Raw genomic sequence first — 19,448 nt, 5'->3', positions numbered from 1 at the left:
TTTTGTTTTAAACAGCTAGAAGGAGGAAATATTTATGACTTGGCGTACTGTGTTGGTAAAAGATAGTGAGCATATAAAGTTAAAACTAGATAGCGTAGTTATTTTAAAAGAAGAATATGAATACGTAATACCTCTTAGTGATATTTCAATTATTGTTCTTGAAGGTCTACAGACAAATATAACAACAAGATTATTATCTGCTTTGGCAAGTTATAATATTAGTCTTATAGTTTGCGACCATACGTACACCCCTACAGGAATTTATCATAGCTACAACGGACATTCACGTGCTAGTAAGATGATTCAAGCCCAAATTTCTTGGGATGAAAAAATGAAAGGTGAATGCTGGCGACATATTATTAAACAAAAAATCTACGGACAATCTCAAGTGCTTTCTCTAGTAAAAACGGATGAAGAACCTATACAAAAACTAAAGAAATATATATCTGAAATCGAGCATTATGATAAATCAAATCGGGAAGGACATGCTGCTAAAATTTATTTTAATGCCCTATTCGGAAAGGATTTTACAAGGCAGGATGATGAACTACCAATTAATGCAGGGCTGAATTATGGCTATAGTATTTTTAGAGCTCAAATCGCTAGGCTCGTAGTTGCGTATGGTCTACAACCGATGTTAGGGATTTTTCATCGAAGTGAGTATAATCAGTTTAATCTGGTTGATGACTTAATCGAGCCTTTCCGACCATTTGTGGATGTTTGGGTATACGAGAACATGCGCAAAGAAAAATTCTTAACATTTGAAAATCGAGCAGCATTAATAAACCTTTTAAACATGCGCACAAAATATAAAAATGGTCACTATACACTGCTTGTTATTATGGAGAAATACATTCAAGATTTTATTAACTACATGGAAACAGGTGATTTAAGCAAAATTAATGTGATTGATATAAAAAGCTTCGAGGGGGCTTCTAAAAAGTGAGGTATGACGTAATGAGAGTTATTTGTTTTTTTGATTTACCAACTGAAACCGTAAAACAAAAAAGAATGTATCGTTATTTCCGAAAAACATTAATTAATAATGGTTTTGAAATGCTCCAGTATTCTGTGTATGTGAGAACATGTCCAAATCGGGTTTTTGCTAAAAAATATTATAAAAGAATTGCCGCCAAGTCGCCTAATGAAGGGCATATTCGATTATTAACAGTGACTGAGAAACAATTTGAAGATATGATTTTAATAGTAGGTGAGAAAGCTCAGCAGGAAGAAAAAATAGGCGCTAATCGGATGGTGATTTTATGAGTAAGTTTACTTTTTCAAATCCTAAGTTAAAACGGGTAGAAATGGAGTTTTCTCAACTCACACAAGTTATTGGTGATAACACGGAATTAAAGCAACAGCTTTGGCAAAACATGTCATGGTATTTAAGCAAGCATAAATATACAGAATCAGAATTAAGCATTTTAAATTACTCTGAACCTCAAATTTGGGAAGATGGTAATGACCTGTCTAGAAATAAGTTTCGGACAATCATAATTGAGTCTATCACTGATATTCATGGGTTGCTAAATGCAAATAAAGGAACACCAACTTTTGATGTGTTAAATCAGATGATGGCAAAGCTGGAAATATCAAAGTATATAGAAAAGATTAATCAAGAAATGTCTCAAATTGAGAAGCAATTAAATGCCAATGAAGAATTACAAAAATTGAACGAAGAACAGAAGTATAAATGGAAGGTTGTTGTGGAGGAATTTAATTCAAAATCACTGCTCCAGAAAAATGTATCATTCACACCAATGTATCAAGATGGAGCATATGCAACTGAATATATTGATGGGTACACAAAATACATGATTTTATTGGATTTGTTAGAAATAAATCTTGAAACTTCTAGTGAAACCATATTGCTAATGATTAAAAATATTGATGATACGTTACGTTATAATGAATTCGAGGAAGTCATGGATCTCATAAAACAACTTACACTAAAATATTCTAATTTTTACTGCATGGTATTTCCAAGTCAAATCGGATACGTTTATGTTAGCGAAGAATACATTGATAGTATATTAGTTATGGGTGAAGAAGCACACTCATTATTTGATAGCGTTACTTTATATGAACGTGTCTGTTCTCATTATCCGGATAAAATTATTCCAACTTACCATGAATTTTTATCATGTTTAAAAATTGTTGCGCCATATTTATTTACGAGCAAAAAACAAAGTATTCGAATGAATGTTAAAGAGTTAGTTTTAATTAAATTAATCAACGAATTATTCCAATACTTTGAGTTTACTCCAGCTCCGGCAATGCTTCATAGTCAACTAGAGTATAATTTTTTGTATGAAAGCTAATAAGTTTTATGATAAGATAGAAAAAATCAGTAGTTTTTAAAACCTTAATTTGAGTTTTAGTACTCTCAGAATTTTAGCTACTGTAAAACTAAACTTTCCACTTTTTGATTCTTTGACAGGTTTTAGTACTCTCAGAATTTTAGCTCTAAAGCTGATACATTTTTTGTTCGCTTGCTATGAAACTTAATATGTGAATTATTTCACTAATGAAGAAACTTGTTTTTTTGAAAAAAATTAACTGATTTGAAGTAGGTGTGCAATCTACTTCTTTTTAGTTGTATCCAAGTTACTATGAGCTAAAGGGACTAAAGACTATCGAATGTATTTAAAATCCTGATTTTATCCAACTTTTTATTCAATAAGAACCAAAAGAACTATTTTTATCAGAAAGCTACTTTTTACTTTATTTTTTCCACATTACTCATTATATTATAGATAATCAACTAGAGAATCTGGTAGTCAGGCGAAGGAGGGGTGCATAATTCTGAAAAATTAATATCGTGTTTTTAGGCAAAGAGATTGTTCGGTCTTTGTAGATGTTAAGGGGAGCATACGCAAATTTTTATGAACAGTTGTGATAAACATAGGGGGCCCTTTCATGGATTTTCAATACTCGCCGAAGGGATACGGCGATAGGGGGAAAAATGATGGGAAGAAATAAAGTCAACTATAAGAAAAGATTGAATGATGAGCGAGCGAGAAAAGCAAAGTTAATAGCGGCACTGGTTACAACCACAACAATGATGGTTTCTCCAGTTTCGCTTAATTTGGATGGGCTAAATTCTACCATTCAATTAGGGGGGATAAAAGCCGATGCAGCGACTGTTGATTTATTGGGGAATGCAGAACTAAATCCAGTTTATGCAAATGGTAAATTGACACTCACTTTATCAGGGACACAACTAGCATCGATAGGCCTAGTAGATACTTATTATACGTATTTTCAACTCCCTGATGAATTAAGTAGTTTATTGACTAACCCAGCTATTCGAGCAAATACAACATTATCTTATAGTATTCCACTTCTTCAAGTGGGACCAATTGGAATTCCGCCACATACTGGAACGGTAACGGGAAATGATTTATTACTTGATATTACGCACAACGCAATAGGGGCGCAAATTGATCATGGATTGGCTTCTGTTGGTGTAGCAGCAACTAATACATTTGTTTTAACAATTGATTTAGCAGCTTTAGGAATAATGGCACTCCCAGCTTCACCTGATGGTACATTAGAATTCGCAGCGATTAGTGGGGATAACTTTTTAGATGTAGACTTATTCACAACTGGAGCAGCGAGTGGAACATTGGTTACGGATGTAGGTGACGCCGATGCTGATGCTGATGCTGATGCTGATGCTGATGCTGATGCCGATGCCGATGCTGACGCTGACGCCGACGCTGATGCTGATGCCGATGCTGATGCCGACGCCGACGCTGATGCCGACGCTGATGCCGATGCTGATGCTGATGCTGATGCTGATGCCGACGCTGATGCCGATGCTGATGCTGATGCTGATGCTGATGCTGATGCTGACGCTGATGCCGACGCTGATGCTGATGCTGACGCTGATGCCGATGCCGATGCTGATGCCGATGCTGATGCTGATGCTGATGCTGATGCCGATGCCGACGCTGATGCCGATGCTGATGCCGATGCTGATGCCGATGCTGATGCTGATGCTGATGCTGATGCCGATGCTGACGCTGATGCTGACGCCGATGCCGATGCTGATGCCGACGCCGATGCTGATGCTGATGCCGACGCTGATGCCGATGCTGACGCTGATGCTGATGCTGACGCCGATGCTGATGCTGATGCTGATGCCGATGCTGATGCTGACGCCGATGCTGATGCTGACGCCGATGCCGATGCTGATGCTGATGCCGATGCCGATGCTGATGCTGATGCTGACGCTGACGCCGATGCTGATGCTGATGCCGATGCTGACGCCGATGCTGACGCTGACGCTGATGCTGATGCTGACGCCGATGCTGATGCCGATGCTGATGCCGACGCTGATGCTGATGCCGATGCTGATGCTGATGCTGATGCCGATGCTGATGCTGATGCTGATGCCGATGCTGACGCTGATGCCGATGCTGATGCCGATGCTGATGCTGATGCTGACGCTGATGCCGACGCTGATGCCGATGCTGATGCCGATGCTGATGCTGATGCTGATGCCGACGCTGATGCCGATGCTGATGCTGATGCCGATGCTGATGCTGATGCTGATGCTGACGCTGATGCCGATGCTGATGCCGACGCTGATGCTGATGCCGATGCTGACGCTGATGCCGATGCTGATGCTGATGCTGATGCTGATGCTGACGCTGATGCTGATGCTGACGCTGATGCTGACGCCGATGCTGATGCTGACGCTGACGCCGACGCTGATGCTGACGCTGACGCCGACGCTGATGCTGATGCTGACGCTGATGCTGATGCTGACGCTGATGCTGATGCTGACGCTGATGCTGATGCTGACGCTGATGCTGATGCTGACGCCGATGCTGATGCTGACGCTGATGCTGATGCTGATGCCGATGCTGATGCTGACGCCGATGCTGATGCCGATGCTGACGCCGATGCTGATGCTGATGCCGACGCTGATGCCGATGCTGACGCCGATGCTGATGCTGACGCTGATGCCGATGCCGATGCCGACGCTGATGCTGATGCCGATGCTGATGCTGATGCTGATGCCGATGCTGATGCTGATGCTGATGCCGATGCTGATGCCGATGCTGATGCTGATGCTGATGCTGATGCTGATGCTGATGCTGATGCTGATGCCGATGCTGACGCTGATGCTGATGCCGATGCTGACGCTGATGCCGATGCTGATGCTGATGCCGATGCCGATGCTGACGCCGACGCCGATGTTGACATTGACTGGAGGGATTTCTTGGTTGATCGGCCGTCTGTTAAGCCGATTCATGCGGGGGATAAGATTGTTAGAGGGACAATTCCGTATAAAGATATCAAATCTATGGTAAAAGATGCCATTGCTGATGCACCTGATGGCACAGAATTCTTTATTGTGGTTACCTTGCCGGATGGTTCAACGATTGAAATTCCGGTTTCTGCGAACGGAGATTTTACTCTTAACATTCCAAATGGTTTAGATTTGAAAGCTGGCGATATTTTAGGTTTTACAATTAAAGCCGTTTATGATGGTCAAACGAAAACAGGTGAAACACTACTAGCGGTAGTTCAACCAAATGATGTTGAGACGGGTGGAGGAGGTGTTCCATTACCAACGAATGTTTCCAACACATCATCTGGTGGCGGAACATCGATTACGTATTCGAATAGCGATGGTACGTTATCTGGTAGTGGAATGGCAATGAACTCTTCGCTTCCTTCAACAGGAGATGAAGCAAGTTCAGCAGCACCGTGGATTGGTGCAGGAATGCTCGCTGCTTTAGCTGGGTTGTTTAGTAGAAAACGTAGAAAAGCGAATAAATAATGATGATTCTTCCCGCTCGAAATGAGCGGGGAGATTTCTAAAGGAGTTTTTAAGATGCCATTTGAAACAGCTTTTAAAAAAATTGAAAATAGCGCTATGGAAACGTTGCTTTCAAAAGATAACATGACCTACGAAATGAAATGGAATGGTTTTCTTTCACTCGGGTATGAAAACAAGCGCGCCAAAGTAATCAATATTAGTCGTATGTCACTTCGAAGTTTGATGGACGATATTTTAAGAGCACTTAAGAAAAATCAAACAGATGATTTGGTGTCATTTAAAGTTGACGTCGCATTTAATTACGAAGATTTTCCTCTGCATGTGTGGAATAAAGAAGTTTTAGAGACGAAAAAAAATTACTATCGCAAAGGTATTTGTTTTGATAAGAAATTTGAACAAGCTTTACTTGAGCAAGAATTAAACGGGAATGCGGTTTTAAAAGCCGGGAAAGAAGACGTTTGTTTAAATCTGGAAAATTTAAATCGCTATTTGATTCAAGCGGGAAAACACGGAAAACCGTTGCAACTTAACGGTTATACGAATGTGACAACCTTTTCCACGTACAGTTGGTTTTTTGATGGGAAAGACGTTTTTACGTTACATACAGATGAATTAGCTCACGGGGTTCGAGAGGAACAATTGACTGAACAGCGAGTGAAGCAAATCGTTGAAAATGCGGGGATTTATTTAGCTAAACAAGTGAAAAAAACAGGTGAATTCCATTATGGGTATTTTGCTTGCTTCGATAAAACGATTAAGCACTACAATACGCTGCGCCATGCGAGTACGACATATTCGATGCTGGAAGCGTATGAAGTATCAGGAAATCAAACGATTTTAGCGGCCGCAATTCGTGCCCTCACTTATTTAAAACAAAATTTTATCCTTGAAAAAGAAGATTTTGCGTATGTGACCGAGCCGGAGCTGCGCGAAATAAAACTCGGGGCGAACGCTGCCGCACTGCTTGCTTTTTCAAAATATATGACACTTACGAAAAATCATGAAGACCTTCCGCTTGCGGAAAAACTCGCCTGGGGAATCTTACGGCTACAAGAACAGGATGGCAGTTTCACACACGTCTTGCATGCCCCAACTATGGAAGTGAAAGATCCGTTTCGGATTATTTATTACGAAGGCGAGGCCGTGCTAGGCTTGCTACGTCTATACGGCGTGAGCAAAAACGAGGCGTATTTAAGAGGTGCGGAGAGCGCATTTCAAAACTTCATTGCAAAAAACTATTGGCGCAACCACGATCACTGGCTAAGCTATGCGGCAAATGAAATCGCAACCTACATTCCAGATGAAAAATACGTTTTGTTCGGCATGCAAAATGCGTTTGATAACTTGGATTTTATTTACCACCGTGAAACAACTTTTCCTACCTTCCTCGAACTGACACTTGCCGCCCATGAACTATACGGAAAACTCGAAATGAATCGCCCTTTGGAAAGTGTGTTTTCAAAAGAACGTTTGCGAGAAGTCATTCAAAAGCGTGCCGACTACCAATTAAACGGATTGTTTTATCCAGAAGTAGCCATGTACTTTAAAAATCCGGCACGTATTACGGACAGTTTTTTTATTCGGCATCACTCGTTTCGCGTTCGGATTGACGATGTGGAGCACAATATTTCGGGTTATGCGAAATTTTATGCGTTAATTTGCCAGGAAAATGCAGAAAAAATTACTCTGTAAAGAAAAAACACTTTACAAACAAATCCTTTACTGGTAATATATATACTTGTGTAAGACTTTATGGAGGTGTATATAAACATGGCAGTTAAAATTCGTCTAAAACGCATGGGTTCTAATAAAAAACCTTTCTACCGTATCGTAGTTGCGGATTCTCGTTTCCCACGTGACGGTCGTTCAATCGAAACACTAGGAACTTACAATCCTTTACTAGACCCTGCTGAAATTAAAATCAATGAAGAAGCAGTTTTAAAATGGATGCATAATGGTGCAAAACCTTCTGACACTGTTCGTAACATTTTGTCTAAAGAAGGCATCATGGAGAAATTCCATAACCAAAAATTAGGGAAATAAGGAAGGGGCCTGCGAATGGAAGATTTGATTATCGCCATCGTAAAACCACTTGTTGACCATCCGGAAGATGTTTTACTTCAAATCGAAGAAACAGATTCCACTGTTTTTTATAAATTGACAGTGAAGAAAGATGATATGGGACGAGTTATCGGTAAACAAGGTCGAATCGCAAAAGCAATTCGGACGCTCGTTTACGCAGCTGGCGCTAAAAATGCCAAAAAGGTACGCCTTGAAATCATCGAATAAAAGAAGCTCGGTTGGTGAAACCGAGTTCTTTTTATGTTCTCTGGATGGGTTAATACGCCTAGCTCTTTTTACTTAAAATTACTTTTTATATTGTGCATTTCATTACTTTTAAATATATACGATGTAATTTATTATAATTATTTTTAGTAAATGAGCGAAAATCAGTTTTTGAAATAGGAAAAAACGCCTTTTGTAATCGCTTTCTATTTGTGCTAAGCTATAATCAAATAGTGGATTGTTACTGTGCGGCAGGCAAAACCAATTTTTCGGTAGTTTTCTATCGTGAAGAGGTTTTGCCTGTTTTTTGTTGTGGTTGACTATTTTAGAATGAGAGCGAAAAGAGGAGATTTAAGGATGAAAAAAAGATGGTACTCATTAGCGTTTCTGGTTTTGGCGAGCTTAAGCCTAGCAGCTTGTTCATCAACTGAAGAAGCCGCAAAGAAAATTGATGCTAAAAAAGTGGAACTAGTGACAGAAGTTGTGGATAAAGGAGAAGTTGGCTCAGCCGTCATCTTAACTTATCCTGAAGAAATAAATGGCAATAAATTGGCGACATCTGATTTTTCTGTTTTTGCAGGAGCAAAGAGTCGTACTATTCAAGCAGTATATACGAGCGAAGAGCAAACAGCGGGCACACCTAGTGAAAAAGGGAAATATGTTGTACTAGAATTAAATCCAAATGATGCCAATGCGAGCACACTCGTGTTCGATATTGAGAAATTTATTAATACACGCGCAAACTTAACTTATACAGTTGCACAAACGGACGAAATTGAATCGGCTAAAGGCACGAAATATGCAGCAACCGATGCTTTAAAAATTAGTGAAATTAAAACGCCTATTTTAGATACGTTTAAAGCGAGCACATTTGAAGATGGCAAAAATAAAATGCAATATCGTCTATTTTCTCCGGAAGTAGGGGAGAATAGTAGTGAGAAAAAACCGCTTGTTGTCTATCTTCACGGTTCAGGTGAACGCGGTGAGGACAATGAAATGCAATTGCTCGGTACAGATGGACCGCAAACTTTTTCAGGAATGTCATTCCAACAAACAACGCCTAGTTACGTTCTAGCACCTCAAGTTCCATGGGACGAAGCACGCGAAGGCTGGTTCGGTAAAGGGCAGACGGAACAAGTGAAAAAACTAATTGATAAAGTAGTTTCGGAAAATGACGATATTGATACATCAAGAATTTATATTTCAGGTGTTTCCAATGGAGCGACAGGAACTTGGAAAATGTTAACGGAGAATCCTAATTTCTTCGCGGCTGCGATGCCAATTGCTGGCTATATGTATCATGAAGGTTCGGAATTCATTCAAGTTGGTTCCGCACGGTATTTAGCGCCAGATAAAGCGGATGCTGCGAAAATTAAAGATATTCCGATTTGGACATTCCAAGCAGAAGATGATCCTGTCAACAGTGTTCAAGGCTCGCTTCAAGCGGTCAAAGCGATTCAAGATGCAGGAGGTAAGAAAGTTCAAATGACAGAGTACCCGTCTGGTTTAGTGGCACCAAATCCACACGCCTCATGGGAAAAAGCGTATAATGATTCACAAGCTTTAACTTGGCTTGTGTCAAATGTAAAATAATCGAAGTAGACTCGTCTGGCGCTAGAAATCCAGGCGAGTTTTTCTTTTTTGCAAAAACAGAGTAAAATCCTTCTGAATGGGGTAAAATAAATTGAGGTCAGGAGGTAGAGAAAATGAAACCAATTATTGGGATTACAGGAAATAGGCTCGCAAAAGGTATTGATAAATTTTACGGGCATCGTGTCACATATACGCAACAACGCTATGTTGATGCGATTCATAAAGTAGGGGGATTACCAATTGTTATCCCGATTGATGACCCAGATAGCGCCAAGCAAATGATCGGGTTAGTAGATGGCTTATTAATGACGGGAGGACAAGACATTACGCCGTTTTATTACGGAGAAGAACCGCTTCCTGAAATTGCCGATTATGCACCCATTCGCGATGCATTTGAAATTGAACTTACGAAACAAGCATTCGCAGCTAAAACGCCAATTCTTGCAGTATGCCGTGGTATGCAAGTAGTCAATGTGGCGCTTGGCGGTTCGCTTTATCAAGACGGGAAGTACGTAGAAGGTTCGCTTTTGCAACACTTACAGCAAGTAGATGAACAACTCGGCTCCCATTTAATTGATATAGATCCAGGAAGTTTACTAGCAACAGTTCATGGCACTAGAAAGCGTGTGAATAGCTTGCACCACCAGTATGTTAAAAAAGTAGCTAGTCGTCTACATGTCACAGCGCGTACACAAGACGGTATGATTGAAGCTGTGGAAGGAAACGAACTAGAAAGCTTTTTCATCGGCGTCCAGTGGCACCCTGAACTCATGTTCCAAATGGACAGAGAGAGCGAAGATTTATTCGCCCTTTTTGTAAAAGCAAGTAAGAAAAACTAAGCTTTTTTAGAAAACCTTTGGAAAGTGTGCGGCAAACTGATAAAATAAAAATAGTAGTAACGCGTCTGGAGGTGCAAAGTGAAACTCATTCAAAAAGTAGTCATTATGCAAGTTTTGACGGAACAAAGCAAACTTGAACTTTTAACGTATTATAAAGAGCAAAAACGCCTTTTAGAAACAGAAAGTGAACAGCTTTTATTTGAACAAAAAAAAGTGGAACATAAAAACCGTTACCAGCCAGAGCGTGTTAATGAATATTTTGAACATGAATTAAACTTGCGCCAAGAGAAAATCAAGTTGGTGGAATTTCAAATGGAACAACTTGAAACGCTACCGCTTGGGAGTGAAATTCGCGAACGCGAGCTTGAAACGATTGTAGATGTTCAAGTTGGCGATGAGTGGAGCGATGCCACACTTAGTAAAACGATTGTTGTAACGGACGGAGTAATTACAGAAATACGCTAGAGGTGACTTATGGGAAAGATGTTTAATGTAGGAAAAATCGTGAATACACACGGACTAATGGGCGAAGTGCGCGTCATTTCAAGAACTGATTTCGCAAGCGAACGCTACCGCACAGGCAATAAACTTTTTTTGTATTTAAAAAATGAAAATACGCCAATTGAACTTACGGTACGCTCACACCGCGTGCATAAAAATTTCGACTTGCTAACGTTTGAAGGCTACACTGGGATTAATCAAGTAGAAAAAATGAAGGAAGGCATTTTAAAAGTGCCAGAAGAAGCGCTAGGTGAATTAGAGGAAAACGCGTATTATTTTCATGAAATTATTGGTTGTCATGTGCGCACCTCAGACGGCCTTTTACTCGGCGAAATTACTGAGATTTTGACGCCAGGCGCGAATGATGTTTGGGTTGTGAAACCAGAGCGCGGAAAAGAAATGCTTATTCCGTATATTGCTGACGTTGTAAAAAAAATCGATATCGGGAGCAAGGAAATTGTTATCGAGCCACTTGAAGGGTTGCTAGATTAAATGAAAATTGATATTTTATCCATCTTCCCGGAAATGTTCAGCGGCATGCTATCTGAATCCATTATGAACAAAGCGATTCAAAAAGGCATCGTGGACATTGCGGTGACAGATTTTAGACAATACGCCGAAGGAAAGCATCAGGTGGTGGACGACTATCCATATGGCGGCGGCGCAGGTATGTTGCTCAAGGCACAACCCATTTTCGATGCCGTGTCACATGTACAACTCGAACATAAAAAGCCGCGCATCATTTTGATGGATCCAGCTGGTAAGCCGTTTAATCAAAAAATGGCGGAAGAATTTGCAGAAGAAGAACAACTCATTTTTATTTGTGGGCACTACGAGGGCTACGACGAACGCATTCGCGAGCATCTTGTAACCGACGAAGTTTCAATTGGCGACTACATTTTGACAGGCGGCGAAATCGGGGCAATGGCGATGACGGACAGCATTGTTCGGCTGCTTCCAGGCGCTCTAGGCAATGCTGATTCTGCGGTGCACGATTCATTTTCAAGCGGTTTGCTTGAACATCCGCACTATACGCGTCCCGCTGACTTTCGTGGCATGCAGGTTCCAGATGTGCTTTTAAGTGGGAACCACGCGAAAATTGAGGAATGGCGAAACAAAGAGTCGCTTCGGAGAACGTTTTTACGCCGCAAGGACTTACTTGAAACATACAATTTATCCAAAAAAGAGCAAGAATGGCTACATGAAATAGAAGAAGAATGTGATGAAAGGAAGCGTTAATATGACTTTTTTTGGGAAAGACCGAGCTGTTCGGGATAAAAATCGGGAAGAATATGTATCTGAGCAAAATGACCAGAAACGAATTGGCGAAACTTGGGAGAATGTGCAAGTGTCAACGGGTGGCATTAATGTCAATCACGATGTTCTAACGGTCGTTTTCGCAAAAAGTGTGCGCCAAAAATTGAAGTCAGACGACGAAGCGATTTTAGAAACAGTCGGCTTTGAAAACTTACTTAAAGAGCTCCAACAAAAAGCGCTTGACGTCGGGGGAAACGGGATAATCTACTGTAACTTCACGGAACAATTTGTCGGCGACCGCGTCTATCAACTCGCATACGGTACAGCTGTGAATATTAAGATTACGAGATTTTAATCCAGCCTATCAAGAAAAAAACTTTACAGTCAAAGAAGTTTGTGTTAATCTAATTAAGTATCTGGGCTATTCCAGATTTGATAACAATATTCCGCTTCGTTCTTAATACGTATGAATATTTGTATGAAGGAGAGAATAAGATGAATAAACTTATCGAAGAAATTACGAAAGAACAGCTAAAAACTGACAACCCGGATTTCCGTCCTGGTGACACTGTACGTGTTCACGCAAAAGTTGTCGAAGGTACGCGCGAACGTATCCAACTTTTCGAGGGTGTTGTAATTAAACGCCGTGGTTTTGGTATTAGCGAAACTTTCACAGTTCGTAAAATTTCTTATGGCGTTGGTGTTGAACGTACGTATCCAGTACATACACCTCGTATCGCTAAGCTAGAAGTTATTCGTCGCGGTAAAGTTCGTCGTGCGAAACTTTACTACTTGCGTAACTTACGCGGTAAAGCGGCTCGTATTAAAGAAATTCGTTAAGCTTAAACCCTTGAGAAATCAAGGGTTTTTGTTTATCTTGGGTTTGTCTCATTGAAGCCTAAAAAGTGAAAAGGGGCAAAAAAGGGGCAAATCTTTTACAAACGCTCAATATTATCTTTCACTTTTTCACGAATCCCTTTTGTAATGTGCAAGTATATTTGCTCTGTTATTTTACTATTTTCATGCCCAACGCGATCTTGTATAGCAAACAATGGAGTACCTAATTCGGCTAATTTTGATACATGAGTATGGCGAAAGATATGGCTACTTAGTGGTTTATCTATGTTTAAATCTTTTTTTGCTTTCCTCAAAAAAGTATTGATAGCGGTAATTTGAATTGGGGTACCACGACTCGTGGAAAAAATAAAATCCGATTCAACTGCAGCATTTAACTGGTGGATTTGTTTTAATAGTTGGACGGCTTTCGTCGGTAAATCAACTTCACGCATTCCTGCAGATGTTTTAGTTGTTGTGGATTTTTCTTGTTCGTGGATTTTTTTGCCTTTGTATTCTAACGTTCCATTCACTATTATATAAGCATGTTCATTTTCAAGCACAACATTGTCTTGTGTTAATGAAAGGGCTTCACCCGCACGTAATCCTGTATAATATAAGAATTGAAATAAAAGAGCATACCTTTCGTTTTTCATTTCTGTATATTCAACAATATGAGCATATTCCTCGTCCTCTAAAAATTTAGTCTTTGTTTTATTATCGGTATTCCTTGAATATTGAATGGAAACTTTATCAATTGGATTATCCACAATGTAGCCTCTTCTTTTTGCAAATTCAAAAACTAATTTCACTTTTGACTTTACAAGAGCAGTGGAACGATTAGACAACTTACGCTCTCCATATATTAAGTCCTCTAATTCCTCTATTAGATATTGGGATGTAATTTTAGTAATTAATGCATCTTCGCCAATTACCTTTATAAATCCATCTAAAACCTGTACAGTAGAAAAGTACGTACTCCATTTTACTTGTTTTTGATACAACGGTTTCCACTGCTCGTAAACTTCGTTAAATGTAAGACTTTTCTCTGTTGTCCGTTGTTTTTTTAATAAAACTGAAATTTTATCATCTAGAAGCCGCTGTGCTTCTTTTTTAGCGCGATTAGAGTTGCTTGCGAGTGTTATTGATGCTTTTTTGTTTTTTTCAGTCAGAGGGTCGTTATAGCGTTCTACGAATTTGTATTTTCCGTTTGCCAATTCTTCTATCCACATTGAAAAGCCTCCTTTTTCGAATGTACGTTCTGTTTTTACTTGAATGAAAAGCCCTAAGAACGGGCTTTATTGAAAGGCAACTAGTGCGTCCTCTACGTTTGATTTCAATTGAGGCACCTTTTGAGAGGCTTCGTTAACCCTCATTTTGTCTTTATCTGCTGAATTGATATCTCCGACTTGGCTATCTTCAATGTAATATTTTGTGCTGTTCAGCAGAGATTGAAGGTTTTCTGCATAAGAAATAATTGCTTCTTTTAGTTGAGAGGCTTGTTGAGAACCTTCTTCTGTATAACCATTAATCTTAGTCAGATTCATTCTTGCATCGTACAATTTATTGCTCAACTCCTTGAGCTTATCTAAGTTCTCATCTGTAAAAGGGTCGCCCAGCTGAGTATATTCACTGTAAAGAGCTTCCATGTCCCCGAATGCACCTTTTATTGCGTTTAGGTCTTCTGCGGGTAAGCTTGGTTTTTCTTCTTCAAGATTAGCGTTCGGTACCACTGTAACATCAGCGAAAGAGCTATCCATACCTTCTAGGCTACAATATAAACGTTTCGTAAAAAACATTTTTTCACCATCGAGTTTACTTTTAATTGTAAATTTCCCGTTGTCATCTGCGATTACCTTCACGTCATCTAAATTGATCGTTGCTTTTGGCGTTGCTGTCCCTGAGATTTGATAGGAGCCGTCGGTGTTTGTCGTCACCTGTTTTGCACTAGGTTCAACGATTGTACTTTCTTTTTTCTCAGGCGCTTTTTTCGTTTTCTTCGGTTCTTTCTTTGTTTCAACCTTCGTCTTTTCTTCCGCTTTTGGTTCATCTCCGCATGCTGTTAGCCCCACACTTAATAGAGCCGCCATCAGCACAAGTAAAATATTTTTCATTCCCATTCCTCCATTTTTAGTATGCGTTTCCAACTTTTTATTTTATCAGAAAATAGAACACTTGTATTTCACGCATTAGACAAAAATAGAGAATATTTTGTCTATTTTACACATTCATAAACGGTCAATTAGAGTTGGAATTAGTTTTCTCTTGTTCCCAGGAAGGTAATACGTTATCGAGAAAGAATGTTGACATTTTTCCACAGGAGCAAAAACGAGCATCCCCTGATAACTTTTTACCGCATCCGAGGTTTTCAGCAACTGCGTCAAGTGCACTATACTTAGCCGCCGCAAAGTCTGTATCAGACAATCCAGAGCATTGATTGTATAGGTAAGTATTGCAAACTTGACAGTTATTTTGAGTAGCGTCAAGTTTTTCATTTTCACAGGTGGGGCATTTATATACCCTACCGTTGGCATCAGTTTCTATTTTTTTATATATCATTCGTTTAAATCCCCCTTCCCAGTTAATTAAGTCAGATTTATATTTTGACCCTAAGGTTTCTAAACTAATTGAGTTTTCTACATATTCAGTACCTCCGCAAATTCGACAGCATTCTGACCTTTTGAAATCGGAATTTCCACATCTCGAGCATTGGAAGTAATGGGTTAAGCTATAAATATCTTTTTTAAAATGGTTAGCAATTCGATGCGGGGTTCTACTAATGCCATGCTCCGCTCTTCTTTTTAAATCTTTTATAACGATTCCAGAAACTGTGAATGATACATCAAAAACTTGCATTATGACATCTTGGCTTATTTTCGTTAGGTTATCTAGTAAAAGATCAACGATCGGAAGAGGGGCGAGTAATTTCCTAGCAAATAGATTTGCTTCTTTTTCGAACGCGTCAATCTCACTAGGAGATAATGCATTTCTAGAAAGCAAACTTCTTTCACTTCTCTCGTTATGTTTTAAAAAGTAGTGGCCTAACTCATGCGCTAGCGTAAATCTTTTCCTACCTATGTGTGTTACGGCATTATTGTATAGAAGGATATACTGGTCATCCTCTTTGCAATACCACAGGCACCCTTCTTCACTTTGTGTCCACTGCTTGACTTCGTTTTTAGAAAGTCCCCTGAGTTTCCCAAACTTCTTATAGCTTAGTAATGTTAGATTATCTATTGAATTAATTATTTTTTTTAAATTTACAGGAGTTTTCCTAAGGCCGGAATCTAAGATGACTTCGTAAGCTTTTTTTTCAGCCTTTTCGAAATCAGGCTTATAAGTCGTCATCTTCCTCATCATCCTTTATGTTTCCATTCTTCAAATCGTCGAAAGTAGCTTCCATAATTTTAATTAATTTGGTTTGATCTTTTTTGTCCAATCCTCTAGCGTACCTTTGTATAGTGGAATATTCTCTACTTTCGCTCGTGGCATTATCAGCTTCTAAAGGCAGTTTAATGTCTGTTCGTCCGAGTAAATAATCAGTCGATACATTGAAAAAATCTGCCACTTTTTGGAGGCTATCTCCGTTTGGAGTTTTTTTCTTCCAAGAATACAAAGAGTTTCTACCAAAGCCTAATTTTTCTTCCAATTCGACTATAGATATTTTTTGACTTTCTGCTAATTTTTTAACTCTATCAAATGTGGTCATATCAAGCACCTTTCTCTATTAGCGGAAAACAAATTAAACTTTAGTATAGAAAACGCTTGACTTCTATCATAAAGTTTAATATACTGTGTTCATAAGCTAATTATTTAGCTAGTAGAGCACAATAAATAACAGCCTCACGTACACGTTCCCCAACGTTTTTATGGCTTTATATTGGCTTATTTAGCTATGTTTACATTCTATAATAAAGTTTAATTATTGTCAATGTTTAGCTAAATAATTAGCTTGAAAACTAAACGAGAAAGGATTTCAGAATATGGGAAAGGAGGAGTCGTAAATGGACTCACGACAAGAAAAACGTATCATAAACGCATTAGAATCTATCGAAAAAAGCCTCCGCGTTCTAGCAGAAAACGCGAAGGCGAGCAAAGAATTAAAAGACCTGATAGTGGAAAATCTCGAAGGGTTGGAAAGTAGTCTTCAAGATTTAAAAGATGATCCTTTTGGACTTAAGCAAACAAATCTAGAGGGATTACTGGATGACATGCTAGCATCATTTACAGGCGGTACAAATGCAGATTTAAGAGCGCACATACTTGATGAACTAAAGGTAAAAGATTATTCCGATGAAGAAAAAAGCAAAATCAAAAGATGTGTTGATGAAATAATTGAGAAGCAGGAATTTGCAATTAATCCTTTTGGGCTTAAAGAATAAGGAGAACACGATGTTTATTCCTTTTGTAGCTGTAACCCTTACATTAGCTACAATAGTGCGTCTTGTTTTTAGTTGACACACAACAAAAAATGTGATGTTTGTTGCATTTTATGCTCTTTACTCGATACTTATTATTCTTGCTCAAGTGTGGTTTCTAACATCACTTTAGCAATTGTCACACACTGATTGAAAAAAAGGAGGCCTGCTAAATGAAAAAGCGTGAGATAGAGCAAAATCTTGATGAAATCACGAAAGAGTTAAAAACTATGAAAAAACTATTAGTAAGTATAAGTCATATGGTAGCGGATGAAGTCAATTTTAAAGAACAGTTAACGGATTATATGACAGAGCTTTTCCATTCACGTACTAATATGTACCCCGATGAAATTTATCTAACGGGAAAGATTAATGGCGGTAGAGAGCTTCATCAACGGTTACATTGAAATCGAAATCTTTCCGTGATGTAATGACCTGAAGTTTATTTTCACCTACACAGACTTGTTTTTTGTCTCGAAACTTGAAGTACAAATACCCTCTGATTGACGAGTATGGTTCAAGCTTGATAAGTGGTGTTAGGAAGTTATCGCCGACAGGAAATACTTCTTTTACTTCATCATTTGTGCCTTTAAAAATAATAAATTCATGTTCAGGTATCTGTTTTTTATTGCTTTCGGTGAATTCATATGTGTTTCCAGGCTTCGAATAACTATTGAATACCAAATCATTATTTAATTTAAATTCGATAATACTAATCGGTAAGGAGCTATCATTAGTCAACACAACTTCGCAGATTACACGGTAAGGAATGTTATGGTGAACATCAGGATTATCGTTAGAATATCGGTCTGGTTCAATAATAACTGCTGCCTTTTGAATATTCCGTTGTTGTAATTTTAGGTTTGGACGCTGCTTCAAATAATTTGATAAAGCAAAATAAAATGTTACTAATGAAACAAAAAAAGCGGTGATAGGTACGATGTTGTTTTGAAGAAAAGTCATTTACTCACCTCCATTCACTGAAAATTATACAGTATTTTGGAGAAATATAAAAGGTAAGGAGGTTTTAAAATGTTATGTCCAATTTAGAATTTGGAATTTATGTCCGAAGTGAACTTCGGCGAAAAGGTTTACAACAACGAGATTTAGCGAAAGCAGTAGGATGTACAGATGCTTATTTATCTCAAGTATTAAACGGCGAAAGAGAAGGCTTAGATTTGAAGAAGAAAATTCGTGATTATCTCCTCGAAATGAAGATGTAAGAAGGGGGTACCCTAAAAGTGAGTTTATTAACAACTATAAAATTAGAAAGGGGAATAAACTTCCATGATTCTCCGGAATTTTTTAGACAAAGAAACATTTAAAGAAAAATATAAATATTCCGAATCAACTTATCAACGTAGAATAAACGAACTTAAAAATAACTCCGAATATAGAGAGGCATATGTAAATCCAACAAGTTCAGAAGTATGGATTATAGAAGAGATTTACCAACAGTTTTTAATTTGGAAATCAAAAAATAAATATAAGGAAACAAAGGGTGAGCATAATGAAAAAAGCCAGATGGGAACTCCTCGATGAAATCAATTATCATCTTCGAATTGTTTCAAAGCATAGTCCTGCATTTGCCAAACGAATTCGCGATCGAATACCGGAATGTAATTTGCAAGAGCTAGAGTATCTCGTCATAGAAGTAATGAATTATCAGTTAGATTATGAGGTTAAAAGAGGCAACGTGCTTATTAAACCTAAATTTAAATTTAGAAAAAAGAGGTGATGACATGTTATTCGTACTATTTTTAGGTAGTTTAATCAGTGGAATTTGCGGAATTTGGGTAGGAATATTTCTACAACATAAAAAGAATGCTCGACAGGTCGCACGCCAGTCAAGCACTCAACAAAAATTCTATACCGATATTGTAACAGAAGGAAAGAAAATAAACAAATCTATTCAATAAA

General features: G+C 38.7%; 24 protein-coding genes. 19 read left to right on the top strand and 5 right to left on the bottom strand.

What is annotated here, in order from left to right:
- Positions 1-34 precede the first annotated feature (34 nt).
- From cas1 to rplS, 14 genes are all read left to right on the top strand, one after another.
- A complete protein-coding gene (gene cas1, locus CFS60_RS05565; protein WP_088816272.1) occupies positions 35-946 on the top strand; it encodes a type II CRISPR-associated endonuclease Cas1 in 912 nt (303 codons plus the stop codon).
- A complete protein-coding gene (cas2, locus tag CFS60_RS05560) occupies positions 943-1,266 on the top strand; it encodes a CRISPR-associated endonuclease Cas2 (RefSeq protein ID WP_088816273.1) in 324 nt (107 codons plus the stop codon). The genes cas1 and cas2 overlap by 4 nt, the downstream gene beginning before the upstream one ends.
- Positions 1,263-2,324, top strand: a complete 1,062-nt coding sequence (csn2-St, locus tag CFS60_RS05555; RefSeq protein WP_088825435.1) for a CRISPR-associated protein Csn2-St — start codon at positions 1,263-1,265, stop codon at positions 2,322-2,324. The genes cas2 and csn2-St overlap by 4 nt, the downstream gene beginning before the upstream one ends.
- Before the next feature lie 647 nt (positions 2,325-2,971).
- Positions 2,972-5,800, top strand: a complete 2,829-nt coding sequence (locus CFS60_RS05550; protein ID WP_369823182.1) for an Lmo1799 family Asp-Ala repeat surface protein — start codon at positions 2,972-2,974, stop codon at positions 5,798-5,800.
- Between the two features lie 54 nt (positions 5,801-5,854).
- Positions 5,855-7,492 (top strand): poly(glycerol-phosphate) alpha-glucosyltransferase, encoded by a 1,638-nt coding sequence (locus tag CFS60_RS05545; RefSeq protein ID WP_088816137.1) that lies wholly within the window; start codon positions 5,855-5,857, stop codon positions 7,490-7,492.
- Positions 7,493-7,570: 78 nt separating this feature from the next.
- Positions 7,571-7,843: a 30S ribosomal protein S16 gene (gene rpsP / locus CFS60_RS05540; protein ID WP_088838963.1), complete on the top strand. Its 273-nt coding sequence runs from the start codon at positions 7,571-7,573 to the stop codon at positions 7,841-7,843.
- A 15-nt stretch (positions 7,844-7,858) separates the two neighbouring features.
- Positions 7,859-8,089, top strand: a complete 231-nt coding sequence (locus CFS60_RS05535; protein ID WP_088809530.1) for a KH domain-containing protein — start codon at positions 7,859-7,861, stop codon at positions 8,087-8,089.
- A 354-nt stretch (positions 8,090-8,443) separates the two neighbouring features.
- The gene (locus tag CFS60_RS05530) at positions 8,444-9,679 is read left to right on the top strand and encodes a prolyl oligopeptidase family serine peptidase (RefSeq protein ID WP_088825437.1); all 1,236 of its coding nucleotides are present in this window, start codon (positions 8,444-8,446) and stop codon (positions 9,677-9,679) included.
- A gap of 113 nt (positions 9,680-9,792) precedes the next feature.
- Positions 9,793-10,518 carry a gamma-glutamyl-gamma-aminobutyrate hydrolase family protein gene (locus CFS60_RS05525; RefSeq protein ID WP_088809532.1) on the top strand — a complete coding sequence of 242 codons (726 nt, stop codon included), beginning with the start codon at positions 9,793-9,795 and terminating at the stop codon, positions 10,516-10,518.
- Between the two features lie 78 nt (positions 10,519-10,596).
- Positions 10,597-10,983, top strand: coding sequence for a YlqD family protein (locus CFS60_RS05520; RefSeq protein WP_088809533.1), 387 nt, complete (start codon positions 10,597-10,599; stop codon positions 10,981-10,983).
- Between the two features lie 9 nt (positions 10,984-10,992).
- Positions 10,993-11,511 carry a ribosome maturation factor RimM gene (gene rimM / locus CFS60_RS05515; RefSeq protein ID WP_088809534.1) on the top strand — a complete coding sequence of 173 codons (519 nt, stop codon included), beginning with the start codon at positions 10,993-10,995 and terminating at the stop codon, positions 11,509-11,511.
- A complete protein-coding gene (trmD, locus tag CFS60_RS05510) occupies positions 11,512-12,258 on the top strand; it encodes a tRNA (guanosine(37)-N1)-methyltransferase TrmD (RefSeq protein ID WP_088809535.1) in 747 nt (248 codons plus the stop codon).
- A gap of 1 nt (position 12,259) precedes the next feature.
- Positions 12,260-12,631: a hypothetical protein gene (locus CFS60_RS05505; RefSeq protein ID WP_088838962.1), complete on the top strand. Its 372-nt coding sequence runs from the start codon at positions 12,260-12,262 to the stop codon at positions 12,629-12,631.
- A 140-nt stretch (positions 12,632-12,771) separates the two neighbouring features.
- Positions 12,772-13,116 (top strand): 50S ribosomal protein L19, encoded by a 345-nt coding sequence (gene rplS, locus CFS60_RS05500; protein ID WP_088809538.1) that lies wholly within the window; start codon positions 12,772-12,774, stop codon positions 13,114-13,116.
- A gap of 95 nt (positions 13,117-13,211) precedes the next feature.
- Here rplS and CFS60_RS05495 read toward each other — a convergent pair whose 3' ends face one another.
- The 4 genes from CFS60_RS05495 to CFS60_RS05480 form a co-directional block, all read right to left on the bottom strand.
- The gene (locus tag CFS60_RS05495; protein WP_088838961.1) at positions 13,212-14,342 is read right to left on the bottom strand and encodes a site-specific integrase; all 1,131 of its coding nucleotides are present in this window, start codon (positions 14,340-14,342) and stop codon (positions 13,212-13,214) included.
- A gap of 66 nt (positions 14,343-14,408) precedes the next feature.
- Positions 14,409-15,224 carry a hypothetical protein gene (locus tag CFS60_RS05490; protein WP_088838960.1) on the bottom strand — a complete coding sequence of 272 codons (816 nt, stop codon included), beginning with the start codon at positions 15,222-15,224 and terminating at the stop codon, positions 14,409-14,411.
- Positions 15,225-15,348: 124 nt separating this feature from the next.
- Positions 15,349-16,458 (bottom strand): ImmA/IrrE family metallo-endopeptidase, encoded by a 1,110-nt coding sequence (locus CFS60_RS05485; protein WP_159458294.1) that lies wholly within the window; start codon positions 16,456-16,458, stop codon positions 15,349-15,351.
- The gene (locus CFS60_RS05480; RefSeq protein ID WP_088838958.1) at positions 16,445-16,819 is read right to left on the bottom strand and encodes a helix-turn-helix domain-containing protein; all 375 of its coding nucleotides are present in this window, start codon (positions 16,817-16,819) and stop codon (positions 16,445-16,447) included. The genes CFS60_RS05485 and CFS60_RS05480 overlap by 14 nt, the downstream gene beginning before the upstream one ends.
- Positions 16,820-17,114: 295 nt before the next feature.
- Between CFS60_RS05480 and CFS60_RS05475 the strand changes: the two genes are divergently transcribed.
- Positions 17,115-17,492 carry a hypothetical protein gene (locus tag CFS60_RS05475; RefSeq protein WP_088838957.1) on the top strand — a complete coding sequence of 126 codons (378 nt, stop codon included), beginning with the start codon at positions 17,115-17,117 and terminating at the stop codon, positions 17,490-17,492.
- 209 nt (positions 17,493-17,701) lie between these two features.
- Positions 17,702-17,935, top strand: a complete 234-nt coding sequence (locus CFS60_RS05470) for a hypothetical protein (protein ID WP_088838956.1) — start codon at positions 17,702-17,704, stop codon at positions 17,933-17,935.
- On the opposite strand, the gene CFS60_RS05465 is transcribed toward CFS60_RS05470, so the two are convergent.
- Positions 17,898-18,491, bottom strand: a complete 594-nt coding sequence (locus tag CFS60_RS05465) for a hypothetical protein (RefSeq protein WP_088838955.1) — start codon at positions 18,489-18,491, stop codon at positions 17,898-17,900. The two genes, CFS60_RS05470 and CFS60_RS05465, sit on opposite strands and share 38 nt — an antisense overlap.
- A 74-nt stretch (positions 18,492-18,565) precedes the next feature.
- Between CFS60_RS05465 and CFS60_RS05460 the strand changes: the two genes are divergently transcribed.
- The 3 genes from CFS60_RS05460 to CFS60_RS13830 all read left to right on the top strand — a co-directional run bounded on the left by CFS60_RS05460 (position 18,566) and on the right by CFS60_RS13830 (position 19,447).
- A complete protein-coding gene (locus CFS60_RS05460) occupies positions 18,566-18,751 on the top strand; it encodes a helix-turn-helix domain-containing protein (protein ID WP_088838954.1) in 186 nt (61 codons plus the stop codon).
- A gap of 64 nt (positions 18,752-18,815) precedes the next feature.
- Complete coding sequence (locus CFS60_RS05455; protein WP_179946601.1) at positions 18,816-19,070, top strand: hypothetical protein; 255 nt, start codon at positions 18,816-18,818, stop codon at positions 19,068-19,070.
- Between the two features lie 200 nt (positions 19,071-19,270).
- A complete protein-coding gene (locus CFS60_RS13830) occupies positions 19,271-19,447 on the top strand; it encodes a hypothetical protein (protein ID WP_159458293.1) in 177 nt (58 codons plus the stop codon).
- The last annotated feature ends 1 nt before the right edge of the window (position 19,448 follow it).

It is taken from the genome of Listeria sp. ILCC792 (assembly GCF_900186135.1).
GTDB classification, from domain to species: domain Bacteria; phylum Bacillota; class Bacilli; order Lactobacillales; family Listeriaceae; genus Listeria; species Listeria goaensis.
The sequence above is the reverse complement of the archived record's forward strand: the minus strand, read 5'-3'. Positions and strand labels throughout refer to the sequence as shown.